This window comes from Roseateles sp. P1_C6 (assembly GCF_056406315.1).
In genome coordinates this window covers 421,591-441,763 of record NZ_JBFUAK010000004.1, presented here as the reverse complement: position 1 = coordinate 441,763, position 20,173 = coordinate 421,591, and the positions used below count along the sequence as shown (strand labels likewise).

24 protein-coding genes are annotated in these 20,173 nt (G+C 70.6%); 9 read left to right on the top strand and 15 right to left on the bottom strand.

The annotated features are described in order from the left end of the window. Positions 1–5 precede the first annotated feature (5 nt). Complete coding sequence (locus tag AC1D29_RS10790) at positions 6–1,208, top strand: acetyl-CoA C-acetyltransferase (RefSeq protein WP_477897045.1); 1,203 nt, start codon at positions 6–8, stop codon at positions 1,206–1,208. Positions 1,209–1,215: 7 nt separating this feature from the next. On the opposite strand, the gene AC1D29_RS10785 is transcribed toward AC1D29_RS10790, so the two are convergent. Both AC1D29_RS10785 and AC1D29_RS10780 read right to left on the bottom strand, forming a co-directional pair. Next, the gene (locus AC1D29_RS10785; RefSeq protein WP_477897043.1) at positions 1,216–1,554 is read right to left on the bottom strand and encodes a hypothetical protein; all 339 of its coding nucleotides are present in this window, start codon (positions 1,552–1,554) and stop codon (positions 1,216–1,218) included. A gap of 13 nt (positions 1,555–1,567) precedes the next feature. After that, positions 1,568–1,753 carry a hypothetical protein gene (locus tag AC1D29_RS10780; RefSeq protein WP_477897041.1) on the bottom strand — a complete coding sequence of 62 codons (186 nt, stop codon included), beginning with the start codon at positions 1,751–1,753 and terminating at the stop codon, positions 1,568–1,570. 336 nt (positions 1,754–2,089) lie between these two features. Here AC1D29_RS10780 and AC1D29_RS10775 point away from each other — a divergent pair, with 336 nt between their 5' ends. Together AC1D29_RS10775 and AC1D29_RS10770 are read left to right on the top strand one after the other, a co-directional pair. Further along, positions 2,090–2,335, top strand: coding sequence for a hypothetical protein (locus tag AC1D29_RS10775; protein WP_477897039.1), 246 nt, complete (start codon positions 2,090–2,092; stop codon positions 2,333–2,335). Positions 2,336–2,420: 85 nt separating this feature from the next. Further along, positions 2,421–2,672 carry a hypothetical protein gene (locus AC1D29_RS10770; RefSeq protein ID WP_477897037.1) on the top strand — a complete coding sequence of 84 codons (252 nt, stop codon included), beginning with the start codon at positions 2,421–2,423 and terminating at the stop codon, positions 2,670–2,672. On the opposite strand, the gene AC1D29_RS10765 is transcribed toward AC1D29_RS10770, so the two are convergent. Next, the gene (locus AC1D29_RS10765) at positions 2,673–3,848 is read right to left on the bottom strand and encodes a YbfB/YjiJ family MFS transporter (RefSeq protein ID WP_477897035.1); all 1,176 of its coding nucleotides are present in this window, start codon (positions 3,846–3,848) and stop codon (positions 2,673–2,675) included. 193 nt (positions 3,849–4,041) lie between these two features. Here AC1D29_RS10765 and AC1D29_RS10760 point away from each other — a divergent pair, with 193 nt between their 5' ends. Then, entirely contained in the window at positions 4,042–4,863 is an 822-nt protein-coding gene (locus AC1D29_RS10760; RefSeq protein ID WP_477897033.1) for a M90 family metallopeptidase, read from the top strand. Between the two features lie 54 nt (positions 4,864–4,917). Here the strand turns inward: AC1D29_RS10760 and AC1D29_RS10755 are convergent, their stop codons facing one another. From AC1D29_RS10755 to ggt, 8 genes are all read right to left on the bottom strand, one after another. Then, positions 4,918–5,472, bottom strand: a complete 555-nt coding sequence (locus tag AC1D29_RS10755; protein WP_477897031.1) for a protein phosphatase CheZ — start codon at positions 5,470–5,472, stop codon at positions 4,918–4,920. 126 nt (positions 5,473–5,598) lie between these two features. Next, complete coding sequence (locus tag AC1D29_RS10750; protein WP_477897029.1) at positions 5,599–6,402, bottom strand: DUF2520 domain-containing protein; 804 nt, start codon at positions 6,400–6,402, stop codon at positions 5,599–5,601. A gap of 13 nt (positions 6,403–6,415) precedes the next feature. Beyond that, positions 6,416–7,180 (bottom strand): class I SAM-dependent methyltransferase, encoded by a 765-nt coding sequence (locus AC1D29_RS10745; RefSeq protein WP_477897027.1) that lies wholly within the window; start codon positions 7,178–7,180, stop codon positions 6,416–6,418. A 53-nt stretch (positions 7,181–7,233) separates the two neighbouring features. After that, positions 7,234–8,319 (bottom strand): MFS transporter, encoded by a 1,086-nt coding sequence (locus AC1D29_RS10740; RefSeq protein ID WP_477897311.1) that lies wholly within the window; start codon positions 8,317–8,319, stop codon positions 7,234–7,236. Positions 8,320–8,438: 119 nt separating this feature from the next. Beyond that, on the bottom strand, positions 8,439–9,041 hold the full coding sequence (locus tag AC1D29_RS10735; RefSeq protein ID WP_477897025.1) for a TVP38/TMEM64 family protein: 603 nt from the start codon (positions 9,039–9,041) through the stop codon (positions 8,439–8,441). Continuing rightward, a complete protein-coding gene (locus tag AC1D29_RS10730; protein ID WP_477897023.1) occupies positions 9,038–11,065 on the bottom strand; it encodes an alkaline phosphatase in 2,028 nt (675 codons plus the stop codon). Before AC1D29_RS10730 ends, AC1D29_RS10735 begins: the two co-directional genes overlap by 4 nt. An 8-nt stretch (positions 11,066–11,073) precedes the next feature. Then, the gene (locus tag AC1D29_RS10725) at positions 11,074–11,568 is read right to left on the bottom strand and encodes a hypothetical protein (protein ID WP_477897021.1); all 495 of its coding nucleotides are present in this window, start codon (positions 11,566–11,568) and stop codon (positions 11,074–11,076) included. Positions 11,569–11,652: 84 nt separating this feature from the next. Further along, a complete protein-coding gene (gene ggt / locus AC1D29_RS10720) occupies positions 11,653–13,371 on the bottom strand; it encodes a gamma-glutamyltransferase (RefSeq protein WP_477897019.1) in 1,719 nt (572 codons plus the stop codon). 185 nt (positions 13,372–13,556) lie between these two features. On the opposite strand from ggt, the gene AC1D29_RS10715 reads away from it, so the two are divergent. The 3 genes from AC1D29_RS10715 to AC1D29_RS10705 all read left to right on the top strand — a co-directional run bounded on the left by AC1D29_RS10715 (position 13,557) and on the right by AC1D29_RS10705 (position 15,810). Then, positions 13,557–15,293 carry an ABC transporter ATP-binding protein/permease gene (locus tag AC1D29_RS10715; RefSeq protein ID WP_477897017.1) on the top strand — a complete coding sequence of 579 codons (1,737 nt, stop codon included), beginning with the start codon at positions 13,557–13,559 and terminating at the stop codon, positions 15,291–15,293. A gap of 103 nt (positions 15,294–15,396) precedes the next feature. Next, positions 15,397–15,618: a hypothetical protein gene (locus tag AC1D29_RS10710; RefSeq protein ID WP_477897015.1), complete on the top strand. Its 222-nt coding sequence runs from the start codon at positions 15,397–15,399 to the stop codon at positions 15,616–15,618. Positions 15,619–15,651: 33 nt separating this feature from the next. Continuing rightward, positions 15,652–15,810, top strand: a complete 159-nt coding sequence (locus AC1D29_RS10705) for a DUF3309 family protein (RefSeq protein WP_477897013.1) — start codon at positions 15,652–15,654, stop codon at positions 15,808–15,810. Between the two features lie 21 nt (positions 15,811–15,831). On the opposite strand, the gene AC1D29_RS10700 is transcribed toward AC1D29_RS10705, so the two are convergent. Beyond that, positions 15,832–16,095, bottom strand: a complete 264-nt coding sequence (locus tag AC1D29_RS10700) for a BON domain-containing protein (protein WP_477897011.1) — start codon at positions 16,093–16,095, stop codon at positions 15,832–15,834. Between the two features lie 316 nt (positions 16,096–16,411). Between AC1D29_RS10700 and AC1D29_RS10695 the strand changes: the two genes are divergently transcribed. Both AC1D29_RS10695 and AC1D29_RS10690 read left to right on the top strand, forming a co-directional pair. After that, positions 16,412–17,248, top strand: coding sequence for a beta/gamma crystallin-related protein (locus tag AC1D29_RS10695; RefSeq protein WP_477897009.1), 837 nt, complete (start codon positions 16,412–16,414; stop codon positions 17,246–17,248). Positions 17,249–17,359: 111 nt separating this feature from the next. Further along, positions 17,360–17,827, top strand: a complete 468-nt coding sequence (locus AC1D29_RS10690) for a fasciclin domain-containing protein (RefSeq protein ID WP_477897007.1) — start codon at positions 17,360–17,362, stop codon at positions 17,825–17,827. 9 nt (positions 17,828–17,836) lie between these two features. Here the strand turns inward: AC1D29_RS10690 and AC1D29_RS10685 are convergent, their stop codons facing one another. From AC1D29_RS10685 to AC1D29_RS10675, 3 genes are all read right to left on the bottom strand, one after another. Continuing rightward, the gene (locus AC1D29_RS10685; RefSeq protein ID WP_477897005.1) at positions 17,837–18,589 is read right to left on the bottom strand and encodes a diguanylate cyclase domain-containing protein; all 753 of its coding nucleotides are present in this window, start codon (positions 18,587–18,589) and stop codon (positions 17,837–17,839) included. 70 nt (positions 18,590–18,659) lie between these two features. After that, a complete protein-coding gene (locus tag AC1D29_RS10680) occupies positions 18,660–19,382 on the bottom strand; it encodes a Crp/Fnr family transcriptional regulator (protein ID WP_477897003.1) in 723 nt (240 codons plus the stop codon). A 56-nt stretch (positions 19,383–19,438) separates the two neighbouring features. After that, entirely contained in the window at positions 19,439–20,173 is a 735-nt protein-coding gene (locus AC1D29_RS10675; RefSeq protein ID WP_477897001.1) for a Crp/Fnr family transcriptional regulator, read from the bottom strand.

The window sequence follows — 20,173 nt, the reverse complement described above, 5'->3', positions numbered from 1 at the left end:
AAGCCATGTTCGACGCCTACCTCTACGACCACTGCCGCACGCCGCGCGGCAAGGGCAAGCCCGAGGGCTCACTGCACCCGGCCCCGCCGATCTGGCTGGTGCGCACGCTGCTGCAGGCGCTGCAGAAGCGCACCGGCCTGGACACCGCCCTCGTCGACGACGTCGTGCTGGGCTGCGTGACGCCCATCGGCGAACAGGGCGGCGACATCGCGCGCATCGCCGCGCTGGACGCCGGCTGGGCGCAGTCGGTGGCCGGCGTCACGCAGTCGCGCTTCTGCGCGTCGGGGCTGGAAAGCGTCAACCTGGCCGCGGCCAAGGTCGCGAGCGGCTTCGAGCAGTTGGTGGTGGCCGGCGGCGTGGAGAGCATGAGCCGCGTCCCCATGGGCAGCGACGGCGGCGCCTGGCTGCTGGACGAGCGCGTCGTCAACGCCATCGGCTTCGTGCCGCAGGGCATCAGCGCCGACCTGATCGCCACGCTGGAGGGGTTCACGCGCCACGAGCTGGACGCCTGGGCCGCGCGCTCACACCAGCGCGCAGCTCAGGCGCGAGCCGAGGGCCGTTTCAAGCACGCGCTGGTGCCCGTGCACGACGAGGCCGGTGCGCTGCTGCTGGCCGAGGACGAGACCATCCGCCCGCAAACGACGGCCGAGACGCTGGCCGCGCTGAACCCCAGCTTCATCAAGCTGGGCGCGAAGTTCGACCCGCTGGCGCTGCGCAACTACCCGCAGGCTGGCGCCATCGAGCACCGCCACCACGCCGGCAATTCCTCGGGCATCGTCGACGGCGCGGCGCTGGTACTGGTCGGCTCCAAGGCCGGCGGCGACGCGGCCGGGCTCAAGCCTCGCGCGCGCATCCGCGCGGCGGCGGTGGTCGGCAGCGAGCCCACCATCATGCTGACCGGCACGACGCCGGCCTGCCGGAAGGCGCTGCGCCAGGCCGGCATGCAGGCGAGTGACGTGGATTTGTGGGAAATCAACGAGGCGTTTGCGGCCGTGCCGCTGAAGACCCTGCGCGACCTCGGGCTGGACCCGGAGCGCGTCAATGTGAACGGTGGCGCGATTGCGCTCGGCCACCCGCTGGGCGCGACCGGCGCGATGCTGCTGGGCGTGCTGCTCGACGAACTCGAGCGGCGCGACCTGCAGACCGGCGCCGTGACGCTGTGCGTGGGTGGCGGCATGGGCATCGCCACCGTCATCGAACGGGTCTAGGAGCGCCTTAGCGCCGCCAACCGCCCGCGTGCAGGTGCCAGCGTCCACCGCGCGGTTCCCAGCGGTAAGGCTCGTAGCGATAGCCCGGGCGCGGGCGCTCCCAGTAGCCGGGCACCCAGTTGTGCCGGCCGCCGTTCCAGCCCCAGTAGCCGCCTATCCACACGGCGCCGGCATACGGCATCACCGGCACCACTTCGGCATAGGGCGCCGGCGGCGGTGCATCGACGACGACCGCAGGCCCGCTGTCATAGCCGCCGGCGTAGTAACCGCCACGGGCGGGCACCACGACGCAGGCCGACAGCAGGGCCGATGAAGCCAGCGCAAGCGCCAGCGTCAGTCGTTTCATGACGTCCTCCGCATCAACGCCGGCCGGGCTGGCCGTAGACGGGACCGCCTTGGTAACCGCCTTGGTAGTTGCCTTGGTAATTGCCTTGGCTGTAGCCGTAGCCGCCGCGGTAGCCACCGTGGCGGTGGGCCGGCACGATGATGCAGCCGGACAACAGGGCGGCGGAAATCAGCGTGACCGCCAGAGCGAGTCGTTTCATGAGGGCATCTCCCGGTCGCAAATGCGCAACCGTCAGCCTTCAACCGATGCGGAGCCCCGGCGGATGACCGCGTCACAGAGAGTTACTTCGGCGCCGCCCTCGGATGACGGTCCATCCAGGCGATGAAACGGGTCACTCAGTCATGCAGCCGGCTGGGCAGCGACAGGCCAAGGGTCGGCCTGAAAAGGGCCGCCGGCGGCGAGGATGGGCTGGCAGTCGCCGGCAACAGCATCATCCAGGTGAGGGATAGGGTTGCCAGCAGGGTGCCTCATGTCACGGGGTTGGAGCGTCAGGCGCGCGGTATTCTGCGGCGCTTTGAACCGACCGACTTTCGCCATGAAACGACTGCTGCTGTCCCTGCTCCCGCTCGCACTGGCCGCCTGCGCCTCGGCCCCTCCCGACAAGGAGGTGCCGCTGGCCGCCGCCGACAAGGACACCATCTGCGAGCGCGAGACCCGCAGTGGCACCAATTTCCCGACGACCCGCTGCCGCACCGCCGAGCAGCGCAAGGCCGAGCAGGCCGCGCTCACCCAGGTCGAAGAGAACCGCCGCAATTTCCAGGGCATGACGACGGGCAAGTAAGCCCGCGTCACCCGTTTCAGCCCTGCACCCGCCCGCCGAACGGCGTGAGCGGCTTGCGCCTTCGTCCCAGATGAGTTTGAACGCCATGAGAAGTTTGCTTTTGCTTGTGCTGCCCTGCGCCTTGATCGGCTGCGCCGGCACGCCCCCCGTTGAAGAAGCGGTGCAGGTCGCCGCCGTGGCCCCCGGCACGGTCTGCGAACGCGAGCAGTCCACCGGCAGCAGGTTCATCAACACGCGCTGCCGCAGCGCCGCCGACCGTGAGCAAGACAAGCGCGACGTCGACGCCATCGCCGAGTCGGCACGCCGCACCCGCCCGAGCGGCACGCCCGGCCGCTGATCAGCGCGACTCGCGCAGCAGCGCGGCCAGCAGCAGCATGCCGACGGCCAGCACGGCCGCCGTGAGCCACAGTGCCGCGTGGAAGCTGCCGCTGGCCTCGACCATGCGCCCCGTCAGCGCTGGTGCGCTGATCTGCGCGACGCCGTAGCTCAGCGTCAGCCGCGCCATCGCCTTGCCCGGGTTGGCGGGTGAGCGCCGACCCACCAGCGCCAGCGTCAGGCTGACGATGCCGATGAAGGTCGCGCCGTACAGCAGCGCGCCCAGCAGCGCGGCGGCCAGCCCGCCGGCCAGCACCGGCAGCAGCACACCCACGATCTGCACGCCGAAGGCGATCAGCAGCGCGCCGACATCACCGGTGCGCCGCGCGATGCGGTCCCACACGAAGACGGCCGGCGTGGCCGCCAGGCCCACCAGCAGCCAGGCCCAAGGCCCCTGGCCGGCCAGCAGCGGTTGCTTCTCGACGATGGCGACCGTGAACGTCGCGTTGATGACGAAGCCCCAGCCAGCGCAGAAATAGGCCGCCACCATCAGCGCCATCCAGCGCCGGCTGGGCGCCTCGCCCAGCGTCGCCCGCGATACCGGCGGCGGCACCGGCGGGCGCCAGGCCCAGGCAGGGATCAGGAAGACGAGGCCCAGCAGCGCGAAACCCTGCCATTGCTCGGCCCAGCCGAGATGCCCGCGCGTCATGCCCATCGCACCCAGCGCCGACACGACGATGCCCAGCCCCAGGCCGATGAAGTACAGGCCCAGTTCCGGCCGGCGGCCCGAGCGCATCAGCCAGCCCTGCACCAGCCCCGAGCCCAGCAGCATGCCGGCCGCGCCGCACAGCCCGCCCACGTAGCGCGACAGCGCCCAGACGCCGAACTGCGTGCTCCAGCCCATCAGCGCCGTGATGAGCAACGCCAGCGGCAGGCCCCAGACGTACAGGCGCTGGCGCCAGACCGGGTTCTCTATCCAGGCGGCCAGCAGTGCGCCGCTCATGTAGCCGGCGTAGTTGATGGCCGCCAGCAGGCCGCCGTCGGCCACCCCCAGGCCTGCCTGCGCATGCATCTGCGGCAGCAGCGGCGTGTAGGCGAAGCGCGCCAGGCCGATGGTCAGCACCAGCGCGCAGACGCCGCCCAGCAGCACCTGCCAGGCTTGCAGGCGTGACTCGGCGGAAGCGGCGGCAACGGGCATGCGGCCAGCCTAACGCTGCCACCGTGCGCGAGGCTTACGCGAGGCGCCGGCGGCCACGGCCGGCGACGAGCGGACAGGGTCTTTCTCGATGCGTTAGGGTGCCAACGCGCCCAGGCCTCGCAGCGCCACCCGATCGGCGGGATTCCCTTGCTGCGGGGCTTGCAAAGCGCGCCACCACACCCAGTTGCCCGGCATGCCGTTGCTGATCTGCTTCGCCCTCGTCCTGCTGGCCGCCAGCGCCATCGCGCTGTGGCCACTGTGGGTGCGGCGTCGCCGCGAGCGCATCGCACGCCGGCCCTTCCCGCAGGCCTGGCGGCGGCTGCTGCGCCGCCACGTGCCGCTGGTCGCCAACCTGCCGGCACGCCAGCAACTGCGGCTCAAGGGGCTGATGCAGGTCTTCCTGGCCGAGAAGCCCATCCTGGGCTGCCGCGGCCTGCGCGTGACGGACGAGATCCGCGTGACCATCGCCGCGCTGGCCTGCCTGCCGCTGCTGGGCGCCGCCCGCGGCGTCTACCCGGAGCTGCGCCAGGTGCTGGTCTATCCCGGCGCCTTCGTCGTCGACCGGCCAGTGACCGAGTCCGGCGGCGTGCTGTCGGACCAACGCCGCGTGCTGGCCGGCGAGAGCTGGAGCCAGGGCCAGGTCTTGCTGGCATGGGACGAAGTGAAGCGCGGCGCAGCGACACCGGGCGACGGCCACAACGTGGTCATCCACGAGTTTGCGCACCAGCTCGACCAGGCGGGCGGCCCCGCCAACGGCGCACCCGCGCTGCCGACGGCCGAGGCCTACCGGCGCTGGTCCACGGTCATGCAGAACGAGTTCGATGTGCTGAGAGGGCGGCTCGCGCGCGGCGAACCGGGCTTGATCGACGCCTATGGCGCGACCGACCCGGCCGAGTTCTTCGCCGTCATCAGCGAGCTGTTCTTCGAACGACCCATCGAGCTGGCCGTGGGCCACCCGGCGCTTTATGCCGAGTTGAGCGGCTACTACCGGCTGGACCCGGCAAGCTGGATTTGATGGCCTTGCGGGACAGACCGATCGAGCGTCGCGGGCAGCTCTGTCCCCAACTGATCAGAAACCCAGGCTGGCCAGCAAGTCGTCCACGTCATCCTGCTTGAGGGCCTTGTCCGGTGTCTGCACGCCGCCGAGTTCCTCGGGCGCAGCGGCCACGGCCGGCTTGGGCAGGGACTGGATCAGGTCCTTGAGCGGCGGCTCGGCGCGCTCCAGCATCTTGCTGACCCTGTTGATGACCTGGCCCGAGAGATCCTGGAAGTCCTGCGACATCATGATCTCGGTGTGCAGCGACTTCTCGCGCGCCGCAAAGCTCGCGGCGTCTGACGCGTAGGCAGCGCACAGCTTCATCAGCGCGCGGGCACGGTCGGGGCTGATGTTGCTGGACAAGGCCAGGCGGTTCAGCGCATCGGACAGCTCGCGGCCCTTCTTGCGCACGGCCTCGGCGTCGTCCTGCGCGGCCTCCACCAGGTTCAGCACCTTGGTGGCGGCCTGCTCCGTCATGCTGCGCACGTAGGCCAGGCGCTCACGGGCGTCGGGCAGTTCCTCGACGACGTTGTGCAGGATCTGGGCGGCGTCGGCCCGGATCACCGCCTGGATGGACGCGTCAGACATCTGGAACTCCCTTGCTGCTCCCGGCAACAGCGACGGGAATCTGGTCAGTTTAGGACGGGCACCCCGCGGTGCAAACGCCTGGCGGACATCCGAACGCGGCCTTTGTCACGCCGCTTGAAAACGTATTCACCGCAGCGCCAGCAGTCGCGTCAGTCCCGCGACCTGCGCAGCGTCCAACCGCCCGGCGGCTTCGGCCAGCGCCAGCTGGCGCCGGCCCAGCGCCAGCAGCAAGTCGTCCGGCAGGCCGCCGCCTTGCAGCGCGTCGAGATGGCGGGCGAGCACGCCCGCATCGCCACGGGCGATGGGACCGGAGACGGCACCGGCCAAGCCGCGCGCCAACGCCGTGTCCAGCGCACCGCGGGTCAACGGCACCAGGGCCGCCAGCGCCTCGGCCGGCGCCAGCCCGGCTGCACCCCACAGGGCCTGCGCCTCGGCCAGCACGGCCAGCACGCCGCTCGCCGCCAGGTTGGCCGCCGCGTGATAGGCCGCCCTCGCCTCGGCACCCATCGGCGACGGCAACGTCAGCGGGACGAGGCCCAGCGCGTGAGCGAGCGCTTCCAGCGCGGGCCGGGAAGCGGCATCGGCCTCGATGCCGACATGCACGCCGGCCAGGTCGGCATCGCCAGCCAGCAGCTTCAGCGGATGAAACCCGGCCGCTGACGGCGCCGGGGTCAGCGCCGTCAGCGGTGTCGCGCCACTGCAGTGCAGCGCCAGCTGACCCGCTCGCCAGGGCAAGGCCGCGGCAGTCGAGGCGATATGGTCGTCCGGCACGGTCAGCCAGACCCAGTCGGCCGCCTGCGCCGCGGCGGCGGGAGAGAGTTCGCCCGCTCCCGGCTCGCGCCGGCCGACGACCACCTCCTCGCCCGCCGCACGCAGCGCCGGCACCAGCGCTCGGGCCAGGCGCCCGAAGCCGATGACGGCGTGCGTCATCTGCGCCCCTTCATCAGGGTTTGACGAACTTCAGCGTCATGCGGTCGCTCTCGCCGATGGCCTGGTACTTGGCGCGGTCCTTGTCCTTGAGCGCATAGGTGGGCGGCAGCGTCCAGACGCCATCGGGGTGGTCGGCCGTGTCCTTGGGGTTGGCATTGACCTCGCTCCTGGCGGCCAGCTTGAAGCCCGCGGCCTCCGCGAACTTGATGACCGTCGCCTCATGCACATAGCCGGTGCTGGCCTTCGCGTCCTGCGTGCGGGAGGCAGGCAGGCGGTGCTCCTCCACACCCAGCGTGCCGCCCGGCTTCAGCGCCTTGAAAGCCGAGTCGAAGACGGCCTGCACGCTGCCGTTGTCCATCCAGTTGTGCACGTTGCGGAACGTCAGCACCGCATCGGCGGTGCCGGGCGGCGCGATCTCGAGTTGGCCCTTGGCGGCGTCGAAGGTGGTGATCTTGACCTTGCCGTAGACCGGCAGCGCATCCATCTTGGCCTTGAAGCGGGCGCTGGCACCGGCCACCGCGTAGAGCTGGCCCTTTTCGTTCAGATAGGGCGCGAGGATCTCGGTGTACCAGCCGCCGCCCGGCGCCAGCTCGACGACGGTGTCGGTCGGCTTGATGCCGAAGAAGGCGAGCGTCTCATAGGGGTGGCGGTACACGTCGCGGGCGACGTTGCCGACGCTGCGGTGGTCGGCGGCGACGGCGGCCTTCAGCGGGTCGGCGCCTTGCGCTTGCGCGCCTGCGGCAGCCAGGGCGAGAGTGGCGATCAGCCAAGTCTTCATGGGTTGTGTCTCCATTGGGGGCGGCCAGTATGCGGTGCCGGCAATGCCCCTGTCTAAGGTCTGCGACGGAATGCCAGCGACGCCAGACCAAGCAGGGCCAGTGCGGCGCCAAACAGGCCCAGCGCGTGCAGGCCCAGGCCGTTCAGCACCACGCCCCCGATGCCCGAACCCAGCGTCGCGCCGACGTAGATGGCCGACGCATTGAGCGCGAACAGCACCGGCAGCCGCGCCGGATCCAGCGCCGCCAGGCGCGCCTGCTGCGGCACCATGAAGCTCCAGCCGAACACGCTCCACGTGAAGATCAGCGCGCCGACCACGGCCAGTGGCCAGGTCGGCAGCGTCATCGCCGGCATCAGCAGCGTCTGCGCCAGGCACAGCAGCACCAGCGTGCGGCGCGAGCCGATGCGGTCGGTCAGCCGCCCGCCCATCGCGTTGCCGACGACGGCGCCCAGCCCGAACAGCAGCAGCATGCCGGTCACGCCGTCGCGGCTCAGGCCGTAGAGCGTCTCCAGCAGCGGCGCCAGGAAGGTGTAGCAGACGTAGAGCGCGCCAATGAACAAGGCCGTGAGGGCGACTGCCGTCATCAACCGCCCGCTGCGCAGCACCGCGCCCAGGCTGGCGAGACTGGCCACCGGCACGGCGATGCCGGACGGCAGCGCCAGCGCGATGGCCGCCAGGCCCAGCAGCGACAACACGGCGACGACGGCAAACGCGGCCTGCCAGCCGAAGGCATAACCCAGCCACGCGCCGGCCGGCACGCCCAGCACCTGGGCCAGCGTCAGCCCGCCGAAGACGATGGACAGCGCCCTGCCCTGCTGGCCCGGGCCGGCCAGCGCCACGCCGATGGACGCGGCCACCGGCGTGACCAGGCCGCCGCCCAGCGCCATCAGCGCCCGTGCGGCCAGCAGCAGCGCAAAGCTGGGCGCCAGCGCGGCCGCGAGCGAGCCGAGCGCGAAGAGCGCCAGGCCGATGGACATCAGGCGCTTGCGGTCCAGCCGGCCGGTGGCGGCCACCAGCAGCGGCGACGCGACGGCATAGGTGGCGGCGTAGACGCTCATCAGCGCGCCGGCATGTGCGCGGTCGACGCCAAAGGCCTGGGCCACCGGCGACAGCACGCCGACGACAACGAAGGCGCCCATGCCGATGACGAAGTTCGCCAGTGCCAGCAGCCAGAGCTGGCGCGCCGCGGATTGACCCATTCACGCTCCCGAAGAGGCCGCCATCATCGCGACACGCGCGCGAACGCGCCTGCCTGGGGTCAATTCACGGCCCAGCCCATCCAGCCGGCCAGCGTGTCGAAGAAGACCGCGTAGACGACCAGCGGCCCGGGCAGCCCGATCAACGTGCCCAGCATGTAGTCGCGAAAGCGCAGGCCCGACAGCGCCAGCGCGTAGTTCAGCGCCGGCAGCGTCTGGAACAGCAGGCGAAGCACGGCCACGCTGCGGATCGGATGAGCGTCCAGGCGTTCGAACAGGCGGCGCGCCAGTGGCCCCGGCAACTCGCGCAAGGCATTGGCGCCAAAGGCGCGCACGACAAAGAAGGTGGCGACGCAGGAGATCAGCGCGGCCGAGAACGTGGCCAGCGCCCCCCACACCGGCCCCAGCGCCAGCACCGCCGCGGCCAGGAAGAACCAGCCGGGCAGATGGATCAGGTTGCCGATGACGAACAGCACCATGAAACCGGCAAAGCCCCAGACCCTGTGCGTCGCAAAGCCGTCGCGCATGGCCTGCGGGTTGATCTGGGCGCGCAGGCCGGTGAACTCGAACACCGCCCACAGCGCCGCCGCCAGCACCAACACCATCGCCAGCCGGCGCCAGGGCTTGGGCCGGCGCTCGGGGGTCGTGGTGTCGCTGGGTTTCAACGCTTGGGTTTGGGCGGCTTCTTGGAGCCGGAAGTATCGGCCGGCGCGACGACGCCCTTCATGGCCGCCTGGGCAAGCTTGAAGAACACGTCGGTGTTGTCGATGACGCCCGTGAAGGCCAGCGCGCCGGGGCCGTAGGCGGACAGCGGCACGTCGGTGGCCGTGTGCACGGCCGTCTCGCCGGGCACCTGGCCGGTGACGAGGTATTCACCGAGCGCATCGTCGCGCTCCTGGGCATTGGCCGGGTACCACTTCAGCGGCGCATCGCTGGCGAAGGGCTGCTGAACGTCGCGCTGCGGCGTTTTCTTGGTGCGCCAGTCCTCGTAGCGGTCGGCATTGGCGCCGTAGCCCACCAGCAGGCGGAAGTCGATGTCGGTCGTCTCGGGGTAGCCGTCGGCGGCGATCTTGTAGCGCGGGAAGCCGGCCTTCTCGTAGACGCCCACGACGCTGTTGCGCAGGTTGGCCACGCCCTTCTTCGTGGCCAGCTCCGCGAGGGCCTTGTCGGTGACGGTGGCGCCGCCGATCAGCGCGGCGCCCGAGCATTCATGGTCGGCCGTGACGATGACGAGGGTGTCGCCCTGCTCGGCCGCGAAGTCCTGCGCCACGCGCACGGCGCGGTCGAACTCCAGCGTGTCCAGCATCCAGCGCTCGGTGTCCATGTTGTGGGCCTGCTTGTCGATGGACGCGCCTTCGATCATCAGCACGAAGCCCTTGGGCGAGCGCTTCAGCACGCTGATGGCCTTGGCCGCCATCTCGTCCAGCATGGGCTGGTCGGGCAGGCCGAAGTCCTGGACGACGCTGCCGCCCTGCAGGCCGTTCCTGTCGCTGCCGCGGCGGCCGTTGATCTTGTCCAGTGCCACGTTCATGTTGGAGAACGCGAACAGGCCCAGCAGCGGCTTGGCCGTGTCGGCCTTGTCGAGGTCGGCCTTGGTCGCGGCATAGCTGAAGCCGGCGCCCTGGAAGGCGGCGATCAGGTCGCGGCCCTTGTCCATGGCGCCCGCGGCGGCGCCCCAGCGCTTGACGATCTCGGCCGTGTGCGCGTCGCTGGCCGAGAAGGCGTAGTCGTTGCTGTCCGTGCGCGCCGAGCCCGGCGTGCCGGCGGGCAGGAACCACTTGCGGCCGCCGCCCATCAGCACGGTCAGGCCGGTCTGGCCGCGGTCGTCGAAGAACTGGTCGACGATGCCGGTGCCGGCGCCGCGGTTGCTGGTGTGCACCGCATTGCCGGCCGGCGTGGCGTCGAAGACGTCGGCGGTCGTGACGACGCCCAGCTGCTTGCCCTGGGTTCGGTGCAGGTACTCGCTGAGGTACTCGACGCGCGGGTTGTCGAAGGCGTCGACGGTGTCGTCGGGGAACACGCCCTCTTCGTTGTTGTTGTTCTTGTTGCCGCTGACATAGGCCGTCATGCCGGGCGACGAGTCGGTGACGATGGAGTTCAGCGACGAGGTCTTGACCATGGCCGTCGCGGTGAACGAGTCCATGGCCAACGGCTGCAACGCCTTGCCCTGCGCATAGCCATGCACGATGCGCGCGGCCGTGCGCTGCGAGGCGCCCATGCCGTCGCCCAGCAGGATGATGATGTTCTTGACTTTGGGGCCCATGGCCGCGGTGAAGGGCACGACCTCGAAGTTGCCCTTGGCGACGACCTTCTGGCCGTCGGCCTGCGTCGCCTCGACGCTGAACTCGTGCCTGCCGGCGGCGTCGCTGGACACGGCGCGCACGGTCGCGATCGCGGTCTCGGCGGCGAGGCCCTTGCTGCAGCCGCTGGCGCAGTCGCGCAGCGCGACGGTCGCCGACACCGGCTTGCCGTCGACGAGGAAGCGCGCGGCGGTGATCTTCTGCCCCGCGTCAGCCTTGATGCTGGCCTGCAGGTCGAAGCGCTGGCCGGGCAGGAAGCGGGCGACGATGGGATGGTCGACGCTGCCGCTGGCGAACAGCTCGCTGGGCGGCGTCAGGCGCGTGACGGTGGGCGCGGCGACGGCGGAGCCGGCGGCGGCGATGGCGGCAAGAAGCAGGGCTGGTTTCATCGGGGAGCTCAGTGCGAATGGGGGGTGGCGGCAGCGGCGGGCTGCGCGGCCAGCGCGTCGGGCGACAGGTGCAGGCGGAGCCAGCTCACGCGGCCGGTCTCGTCCTCGGCGGGGCCGTAGGCCAGCCGGCCGGTCAACACCAGCGGGCCGCGTTGGTGGGCCACCAGGCGCTCGCGTTGCGATTCGGGCAGCACGACGGTGACGGTGGACGGTGGCAGGTCATCGGCCTCGCCATCGGCGTGCTCGGCCATGGTCACCGGGCGTGGCGTCAGCAGGAAACGGCCGGCCTGCGGCTGCTCGCGCAGCACCATGAAGCCCACCAGCCGGACCTCATGGCCGGCAGCGGCCTTCAGCGCCGCCGTGGGCTCCAGCCCGCGCGGACCGATCGGTTGCGCGAAGAAGTCGGAAAAACTCAGCTCGAGCGGCGCCGCGCGCGCCGCCAGCGGCAGCAGGCTCAGCGCACCGGTGAGCAGCAACGGCAGCAGTGGAAAGGGCAGTCGCATGCAGGCCCCTGTCAAAAGGGCTGCATGCTGGCGGCGCTGTGTGTCAAAGCGATGACGACCGCAGCCGTCACCGGGCGAGGGGCTTCAGTACCCCAGCGCCAGGCCGCTGTTGCGGCGCGGGTCGTTGGCGCCGTAGAAGCGGTTCTTGCCGACGGGCTTGCCGCCCAGCGTCGGCGCGCCGACCAGGATGACCGCGAGGTGGTTGGCCGGCTGCGGCTCGGCGAACTTCTGGCCCCAGCCCTCCAGGATCTTGCGCGTGTCGGGCGACAGCGCGAAGGTCTCGACGTTGGTCGCCTCCGGCAGCCACTGCTGGTGGAAGCGCGGCGCGTCCACCGCCTCCTGCACGTTCATGCCGTAGTCGATGACGTTGATCATCGTGTGCAGCACCGCCGTGATGATGCGGCTGCCGCCTGGCGTGCCGACCACCATCACGGTCTTGCCGTCCTTGCTGACGATGGTGGGGCTCATGGACGACAGCGGCCGCTTGCCGGGCTCGATGCGGTTGGCCTCGCCCTGCACCAGGCCGTACAGGTTGGGCACGCCCACCTTGGCGGTGAAGTCGTCCATCTCGTCGTTCAGCAGCACGCCGGTGCCGGCCGCCGTCACGCGGGCGCCGAACCAGTCGTTGAGCGTGTAGGTCACCGAGACCGCGTTGCCCCACTTGTCGACGATGGAGTAGTGCGTGGTGTTGCTGCCCTCGTGCGGCGAGACGCCCGGCTTGATCTCCTTGGACACGCCGGCCTTGGCGGGGTCGATCACGGCGCGGATCTTGGCCGCGTATTCCTTGCTGAGCAGCCGGTCGAGCGGGTTCTTCACGAAGTCCGGGTCGCCGAGGTAGCTGTTGCGGTCGACGTAGGCATGACGCATCGCCTCGATCTGGTAGTGCACCGACTGCGCCGAGCGGTAGCCCAGCTCCTTCAGCGGGTAGCCCTCCAGCACGTTCAGGATCTCGCAGATGATGACGCCGCCGGAGCTGGGCGGCGGCGCCGACACGACGCGGTAGCCGCGGTAGTCGCACTCCACCGGCTTCATTTCTCGGGTGGTGTATTGGTCGAAGTCGGCCTGTTGCAGGATGCCCTTGCCGGCCTTGCTGGCTGCGACGATGGCCGCGGATACGGGCCCCTTGTAGAAGCCGGCTTCGCCCTTGTCGCGGATGGCCTTCAGCGTGGCGGCCAGGTCCTTCTGCACCAGCTTCTGCCCCACCTGGAAGGCCTCGCCCTTGTTCAGGAAGATGGCCGCGGTGGCCGGGTCCTTGCGGAAGTCGTCGGTCGCGGCATGCAGCATGTCGACATCGCCCTGGTCGAGTGCGAAGCCCTTTTCCGCGTAGTGGATGGCCGGTGCGATGACCGTGGCTCGCTTCTGGGTGCCGTACTTGGCCAGCGCGTACTCCAGGCCCGACACGCTGCCCGGCACGCCCACCGCCAGGTGCCCCAGCGTGCTCAGCCCCTTGATGACGTTGCCATCCTTGTCCAGGTACATGTTGGCCGTCGCGGCCAGCGGCGCCTTCTCGCGGAAGTCCAGAAAGGTCTTGCGGCCGTCGGCCAGCTGGATCGTCATGAAGCCGCCGCCGCCGAGGTTGCCGGCGGCCGGGTAGACGACGGCGAGCGCGTAGCCCACGGCCACCGCGGCGTCCACCGCGTTGCCGCCGTCCTTCAGCACGTCCACGCCCACGCGCGTGGCCAGGTGCTGGGCGGTGACCACCATGCCGTTCTCGGCGGCCACCGGTGCCTGCGACGCCGCGTGCGCGAACGTCGCGACCAGCACGGCGGCCGCCGCGATCAAGCGCCGCGGCATCGGATTCATCAGGGGTCTCATGTCCATGGGCTCCGTCAAATGTCGATGGGCGACGACCTTAATGCAGCCGCCCGCGTCAAGCCCATCCCCTTGATCGCGCTGGCGGGCGACGCGCGCGTGGCGCGTCGTCCGACACCTGCGGTGACAGCGCAGCCGTAGTCTTGGCAACGTCGAGACCATTGCAACCTGCCTTCATGAGCGCCACCGTCGCCGCCGATGCACCTTCCGCCTGGGGCCGCTTCATTGCCGTGGCCAGGCCTTATTGGGCCGGCGACCGGCGCGGCGTGGCCTGGGCGGTGCTGGTCGGCCTGATCGCGCTGATGCTGCTGGACACGCAGCTGGCCGTGATGGTCAACGAGAAGACCGGCGACCTGACATCGGCACTGGCGGCGCGCGACGAGGACCGCTTCTGGGCCGCCGTGCGCGGCATGCTGTGGGTGGTGGGCTTCGCGGTGCCGGTATACGCCATCTACTACGCGTCGCGCGACGCCTACGCCAACGACTGGCGGCGCTGGCTCACGCGCCGCTTCCTGGACGCCTACCTCGCCGACCGCGCCTACTTCCGCATGGCCGGCGTGGACAACCCCGACCAGCGCATCGCCGACGACGTCAACACCTTCACCAGTCGCTCGCTGAACTTCCTGCTCATCCTGCTGGGCTCGCTGATGCAGTTGGTGGCCTTCAGCACCGTGCTGTGGAGCCTGTCGCAGATGCTGGTGGGCTTCCTGGTCGTCTACGCGCTGGTCGGCACGGGTCTGTCGCTGCTGCTGTTCGGGCGGCCGCTGATCCGGCTGAACTTCTGGCAGCTCAAGCGCGAGGCGGACTTCCGCTTCCGGCTGATGCGGCTGCGCGAGAACGCCGAGTCCATCGCCTTCTACCGCGGCGAGAAGCAGGAGCGCCACCAGCTCGACCAGCGCCTGCGCGCGGCGCTGCTGAACACGAAGAAGATGATCCGCGCGCAGTTCCTGCTGAACCTGTTCCAGCGCTCCTTCAGCCAGCTGAGCCTGCTGGTGCCCTTCGTCGTGCTGGCCGGCCAGGTGCTGGCGGGTGAGCTGGAGGTCGGCAAGGCCGTGCAGGCCGGCGGCGCGTTCGCGGCGGTGCTGACCGCGGTGTCGCTGATCGTCGACAACTTCGAAAGCCTCTCCCGCTTCGTCGCCGGCATCGACCGGCTGCACGTGATGGCCGCCAAGCTGGACGAAGCGCTGCCCGAAGGCGGCATCGAGCGCCAGCCCGCGCAGGACCTGAAGCTGTCCAAGCTGACCGTGATGGCGCCGGACAGCGAGCGCGTGCTGGTCGAGAACCTGTCGCTGACGCTGCCGGCCGGCGAGTCGCTGCTGATCACCGGCGCCAGCGGCTGCGGCAAGAGCTCGCTGCTGCGCGCCATCGCGGGCCTGTGGACGCAGGGCAGCGGCAAGATCGACCACCCGCCGCAGGAGGACGTGTTTTTCCTGCCGCAGCGCCCCTACCTGCAGACCGGCACGCTGCGCAGCCAGCTCATCTACCCCAGCACTCACAGCGAGCTGGACGACGCGGCGCTGCTGAAGGTGCTGGACGAGGTGCAGCTGCGCCACCTCACCGAGAACGACGCCGGCCTGGACCGCAACGAGGACTGGGAGAAGCTGCTCAGCGGCGGCGAGCAGCAGCGCCTGGCCTTCGCGCGGCTGCTGGTGCATGCGCCGCGCGTGGCCATCCTGGACGAGGCCACCAGCGCGCTGGACGACGCCAACCAGCGCCGCCTGTACGAGCGCCTGCGCGAGCGCGGCACCACGCTGATCAGCATCGCCCACCGAGCGGCCGTGGCGGGCTTCCACCGCCGCGTGCTCAAGCTCACCGGCGGCGGGCGCTGGACGCTGGGCAAGACGCCGCCCGACACAGAGCAGCCTGCCGCGCCCGGCGTGCCGCCCAAGGCCGCGAAGCACACGCCGCGATGACGGACCCCGCCCGCCAGTGCGATACCGCACCGACGTGGCGCCGGCATGGGCCTACCGTGGCGTTCGAGCACCTGCCGGTGCCGTCGTTCGCAAAGGATCCGTCATGTCTTCACGCCCACTCGCGCTGGCCTTCTTGTTGCCCATCCTGGCGCTGTCGCTGGGCGGCTGCCAGCGCAATGAGCCCCCGCCCACGGTCATCGTCGCGCCCGGCCCTGCGGGCGAACCCGGCACGCCGGGCGCGACCGGGGCCACCGGCGAGGCCGGCAAGCCCGGCACCAGCGCCGTGGTCGTCGTGACACCGCCCGCTTCCGCCGCATCGGCCTGATCGAACCGAGCGACTGCGCTCAAGGAGAACGTCATGAGTGTCGCCACCATCCTGTTGATCGTGTTGATCCTGCTGCTGGTCGGCGCGTTGCCGACCTGGCCGCACAGCCGCGGCTGGGGCTTCGTGCCCTCGGGCGGCATCGGCCTGGTGCTGCTGATCGTGCTGGTGCTGTGGCTGATGGGCCGGCTCTAGCCCACCGCGCCTGGCGGCCGCTCAGCCGCCCGGCGGGTGCAGCGTGATCAAGTTGCTGACGCCGGCCAGGCCGGGCAGGTTGCGCACGCAGTGGTCGGCATCCTGGCGCTGGTAGTGCCAGCGCACCTGCCCTGACAGCGTCAGCCAGCCGGCCTCCACCCGGGCCGTGACCTGGCCGGCGGGCAGCGAATGGACCCACGCGAGCGCGGCCTGCGCCATGTAGGCCAGATCGGCGTCGCTGGGGCTTGGCGGTGACGGCACGTGGTGCGCCGGATCAGCGTGCATGCGGGCAATCTGCGCCCACCGGCCGCCCGGGTCCGTGCGGCAGCGCACGCAGCCGCTCTGCCTGTCGAACGTGCGCTGGCGCACCGTCAGGACCGCGGCCACCCCAACACGATGACGTATCGCGACGAGAGCTTCCTGCGCATGTGCAGGCGCCGCCTTCCCGTGGTGCTCATGGTCGCCATGGGGGCAGCGGTGCTGGCCAGCGTCGTGGGCGAGGCGCTGTCCTGACCGCCCTCGGTCCGCCATCGCACAGACGGGCGGGCCCGCGGGACCCAGGCTGCGGCCACGGGCCTTGCCCCGAACACCGGAGACCGACATGAACAACCCCCGACCCCACCCGCTGCGCCGCCTGACGATGGGCCTGCTGCTGGCCTTGGCGGCCGGCGCACCCGCGCTGGCGCAGATCACCTTCTACGAACAGCCCAACTTCGAGGGCCGCTCGCTGACGGTCAGCGGCAGCCTCAGCAACCTGCGCAGCAACCGTTTCAACGACCGCGCGTCCTCGGTGGTCGTGCGCAGCCAGCGCTGGGAAGTCTGCGTGGACCAGCGCTACCAGGGCAATTGCCGCGTGCTGCGCCCCGGCCAGTACGCTTCGCTGCAGGCCATGGGGCTGGACGACCAGATCTCGTCGGTCCGTGTCGTGCAGCGCCGCACCCGCGATGACGAGGTGAGCTACGCGCCCTACCCGGCCGTGCAGGGCGACTACCGCCGCCGCGACCGCGAGCGCCTCTACCAGGCCGATGTCAGCGATGTGCGGGCGGTCTACGGCGAGTCCGGCCAGCAACGCTGCTGGACGGAGCGCGAACCGGTCAACGACGGCCGCCGCAGCGACAACAGCGTGCCCGGCACCGTCGTCGGCGCGGTCATCGGCGGCATCCTGGGCCACCAGATCGGCGGCGGCACGGGGCGCGTGCTGGCCACGGCCGGCGGCGCGGTGGCCGGTGGCGTGGTGGGCAACAACATCGGGCGCAACAGCAACGGCGAGCCGGTTGTGACCCGCGATGTGCAGCGTTGCAGCGACCGGCCCGCGGCGCAGGCGCCCGCCTACTGGGACGTGACCTACAACTTCCGCGGCCAGCAGCACCACGTGCAGCTGGCCACACAGCCTGGCGCGACGGTGACCGTCAACGCCAACGGCGAGCCGCGCGCCTGACGCCCCGGGGTGTCGCAACGCACAGACCGCCGCAACACCCGGCCCCAGCATTGGCGGAAACCCCCTCCCCTGGCGCCGCCGGGGCGAGGCGGCACCACCTCGAAAGCTCCCATGACCCCTGTCAGCACCATGGTCGGCACCAGCCCGGCCAAGACCGACCCGCAAGAAAACCTGCTGATGACGGCCCACCGGTCGGGCCACTTCAAGTACCTGATGGCGGCCGTCAAGGCCACCGGCCTGGCAGAGACGCTCGATGGCGCTGGCCCTTACACCATGTTCGCGCCCAACGACCGGGCCTTCGACAAGCTCGCCAAGAACGAGCTGGCCGACCTGCTCAAGCCCGAGAGCAAGGCCAGGCTGACGGCCATCCTGTTGCTGCACGTCGTGTCGGGCCATGTGCGGTCGGGCGCGTCCGGCGACAAGCCGGCCCAGTTGCAGTCGCTGCAGGGCGAGCAGCTGGACATCGACACGGCCCAGGGCCTGCGGGTCAACAAGGCCCGCGTCGTCGAGCGCGACATCGAAGCCACCAACGGCGTCATTCACGCCATCGACACTGTGCTGATGCCGGCCGCCAGCTGAGCGAGCAACTCACCGCCGCTCGGTCGGTGGCTGCACGCCGCTGCCATTGACATGGCCGTTGACATGGCTGTTGCGCGCGGCGTCGACCGGCACCGCTGGCGCGGGGCAGGCCGGCCGGTCCTTGCCAAGCCGCTTGGCGCGGTACATCGCCGTGTCCGCTGTGGTGAGCAGCGTGTCGACGCTGTGTCCGTCATCGGGGCTGATCGCCAGGCCCACGCTGGCCTGCAGGCTCAGGCGATCACCGGCCACCTGCATGGGCGACGCGATGGACGCGGCCAGTTTGGCCGCCAGCGCCACCAGGTTGTCCGCGCTGCCCACGTTCTGCAGCAGGCAGGCGAACTCGTCCCCGCCCAGGCGGCTCACGACGTCGCCGTTGCGAAGCGCATGCCCCATGCGGGCCGCGATGATGCGCAGCACCTCGTCGCCGGCCGCGTGGCCGTGCTGGTCGTTGACGAGCTTGAAGCCGTCCAGGTCCAGCATCATCACGGCGATCTGGGCACCGCCAGCCAGCGCCTGCTGGACCCGCTCGCGAAACGCGGCGCGGTTGAGCAGGCCGGTCAGGTCGTCATGCTCGGCGCGGTGCTGCTGCAGCCGCTCGCGCAACTGGCCGTCGCGCAACAGCGACTCCAGTTGCTCGCAGCGCTGCAGCGCCGCGGACAGCCGCTCCAACGCCAGGCGCAACTGGCACTGCAAGTCGGCCTCCATCTCCGGCTGCGGCGGCGCCGCAACGGGTTGGGCGACGGCGGGCTGGGTTGGCGTCATGGCTCGGTCGGCGGCTTGCGGCGCGGGCGGGTACATGGAACACAGCTTGTAGGCGAGGCCGCTGAACGCGTCAGTGCGGCGGCGAACGGACGACCACGGCGGATGCGAAGTTCATGCCGTGCAGATAGCTTGCGCGGTCCTGGGCATAGCAGCCGCAGGCCGCCGCCTCCAGCCCGGCGCGGTCGCTGACGGTGATGCTGCCGCGGTGATAGCGGATCAGGCCATGCCCTTGCAGGCCGCCTGCCGCCACCGTGACGCCGACGCGCCGCACGCCCAGCAGGCGGGCCAGGCACTCCTGCGTGACGGCGAAATCCTCGCCCTCCGCGCGGTCCTGCCCCATCAACAGCCAGCGCGCCAGCCGGGACTGCAGCGCATGGAAGTGCAGGCAGGCGGCTTCGGTGCTGGACAGCCGCAGCTGGACCTGCAGATAGCGCATCAGCATCCGGCGCAGCGCCGGGCTGCTGGGCAGCTGCCGGTGCAGCGCGGTGGCCGGCAGGCCCCAGGCCTGGCCCCCCTCCTGCACCACCATGCTGACCGGGCTGGTGGCCACGCCCAGCAGCAGCTGCGCGCCCAGCACACCCTCACGGCCCACCATGCCCACCTGCAGTGGCGGATGAGCGTCCAGCGGCGTGACCAGGGACACGAAGCCCTGCATCGGGAACAGCAGCGCCCGCATGGGCAAGTCCTGCGTGGCGAGCTGTTCGCCGCTGCGCAGCGACACCTGAACACTCTGGGACAGCAGCCGCTTCAACTCGGCGGCCGGCAGATGATCGAGCAACTGGTTGGCGTTCATGCACCAGTCTGTGCCCGCCTCGGCCGCTTACGCTGTGCGCCAACGCACCCTGGCGGTCAGCGCACGACGGGCAACGGCTGCTTGAGCAGGCGGTCGTACTCATTCTTGACGACGCCGTAGCACTCACAGCTGCGCTTCTCCAGGCCGGCGCGGTCGATCACGGTGATGTGCCCGCGGGCGTAGTCGATCAGGCCGAGCTTCTGCAGCTTCAGCGCCGCCTCGGTGACGCCCTCGCGGCGCACGCCCAGCATGTTGGCGATCAGCTCCTGCGTCATCACCAGCTGGTCGCCGGCGATGCGGTCCAGGCTCAGCAGCAGCCAGCGGCACAACTGCTGCTCCAGCAGGTGATGGCGGTTGCAGACCGCCGTCTGCGCCATCTGCGTCAGCAAGGCCTGCGTGTAGCGCAGCAGCAGGTGCATGCCCACGCCGTAGCGGTTGAACTCGGCCTTGATGCCCGCGGCGCGCAGCCGGTGGCAGGCGCCGGCGCTCTGCACGACGGCGCGGCTCGGCGTGGTCTCGCCGCCCATGAACAGGGACACGCCCACCACCCCCTCGTAGCCGACCACCGCGATCTCGGCCGACGCGCCGTCCTCCATCACATAGAGCAGCGACACGATGGCCGTGGTGGGAAAGTACACATGGCTCTGCGGCCGGCCCGACTCGTACAGCACCTGGCCCAGTTGCAGCGGCACGAACTCCAGTTGGCTCGACAGGCGGGCCCATTCCTCCTCCGGCAGGGCCGCCAACAGGCGGTTGCTGCGCGGGTCCAGCGCATCAGGTGGTGCAGGCAT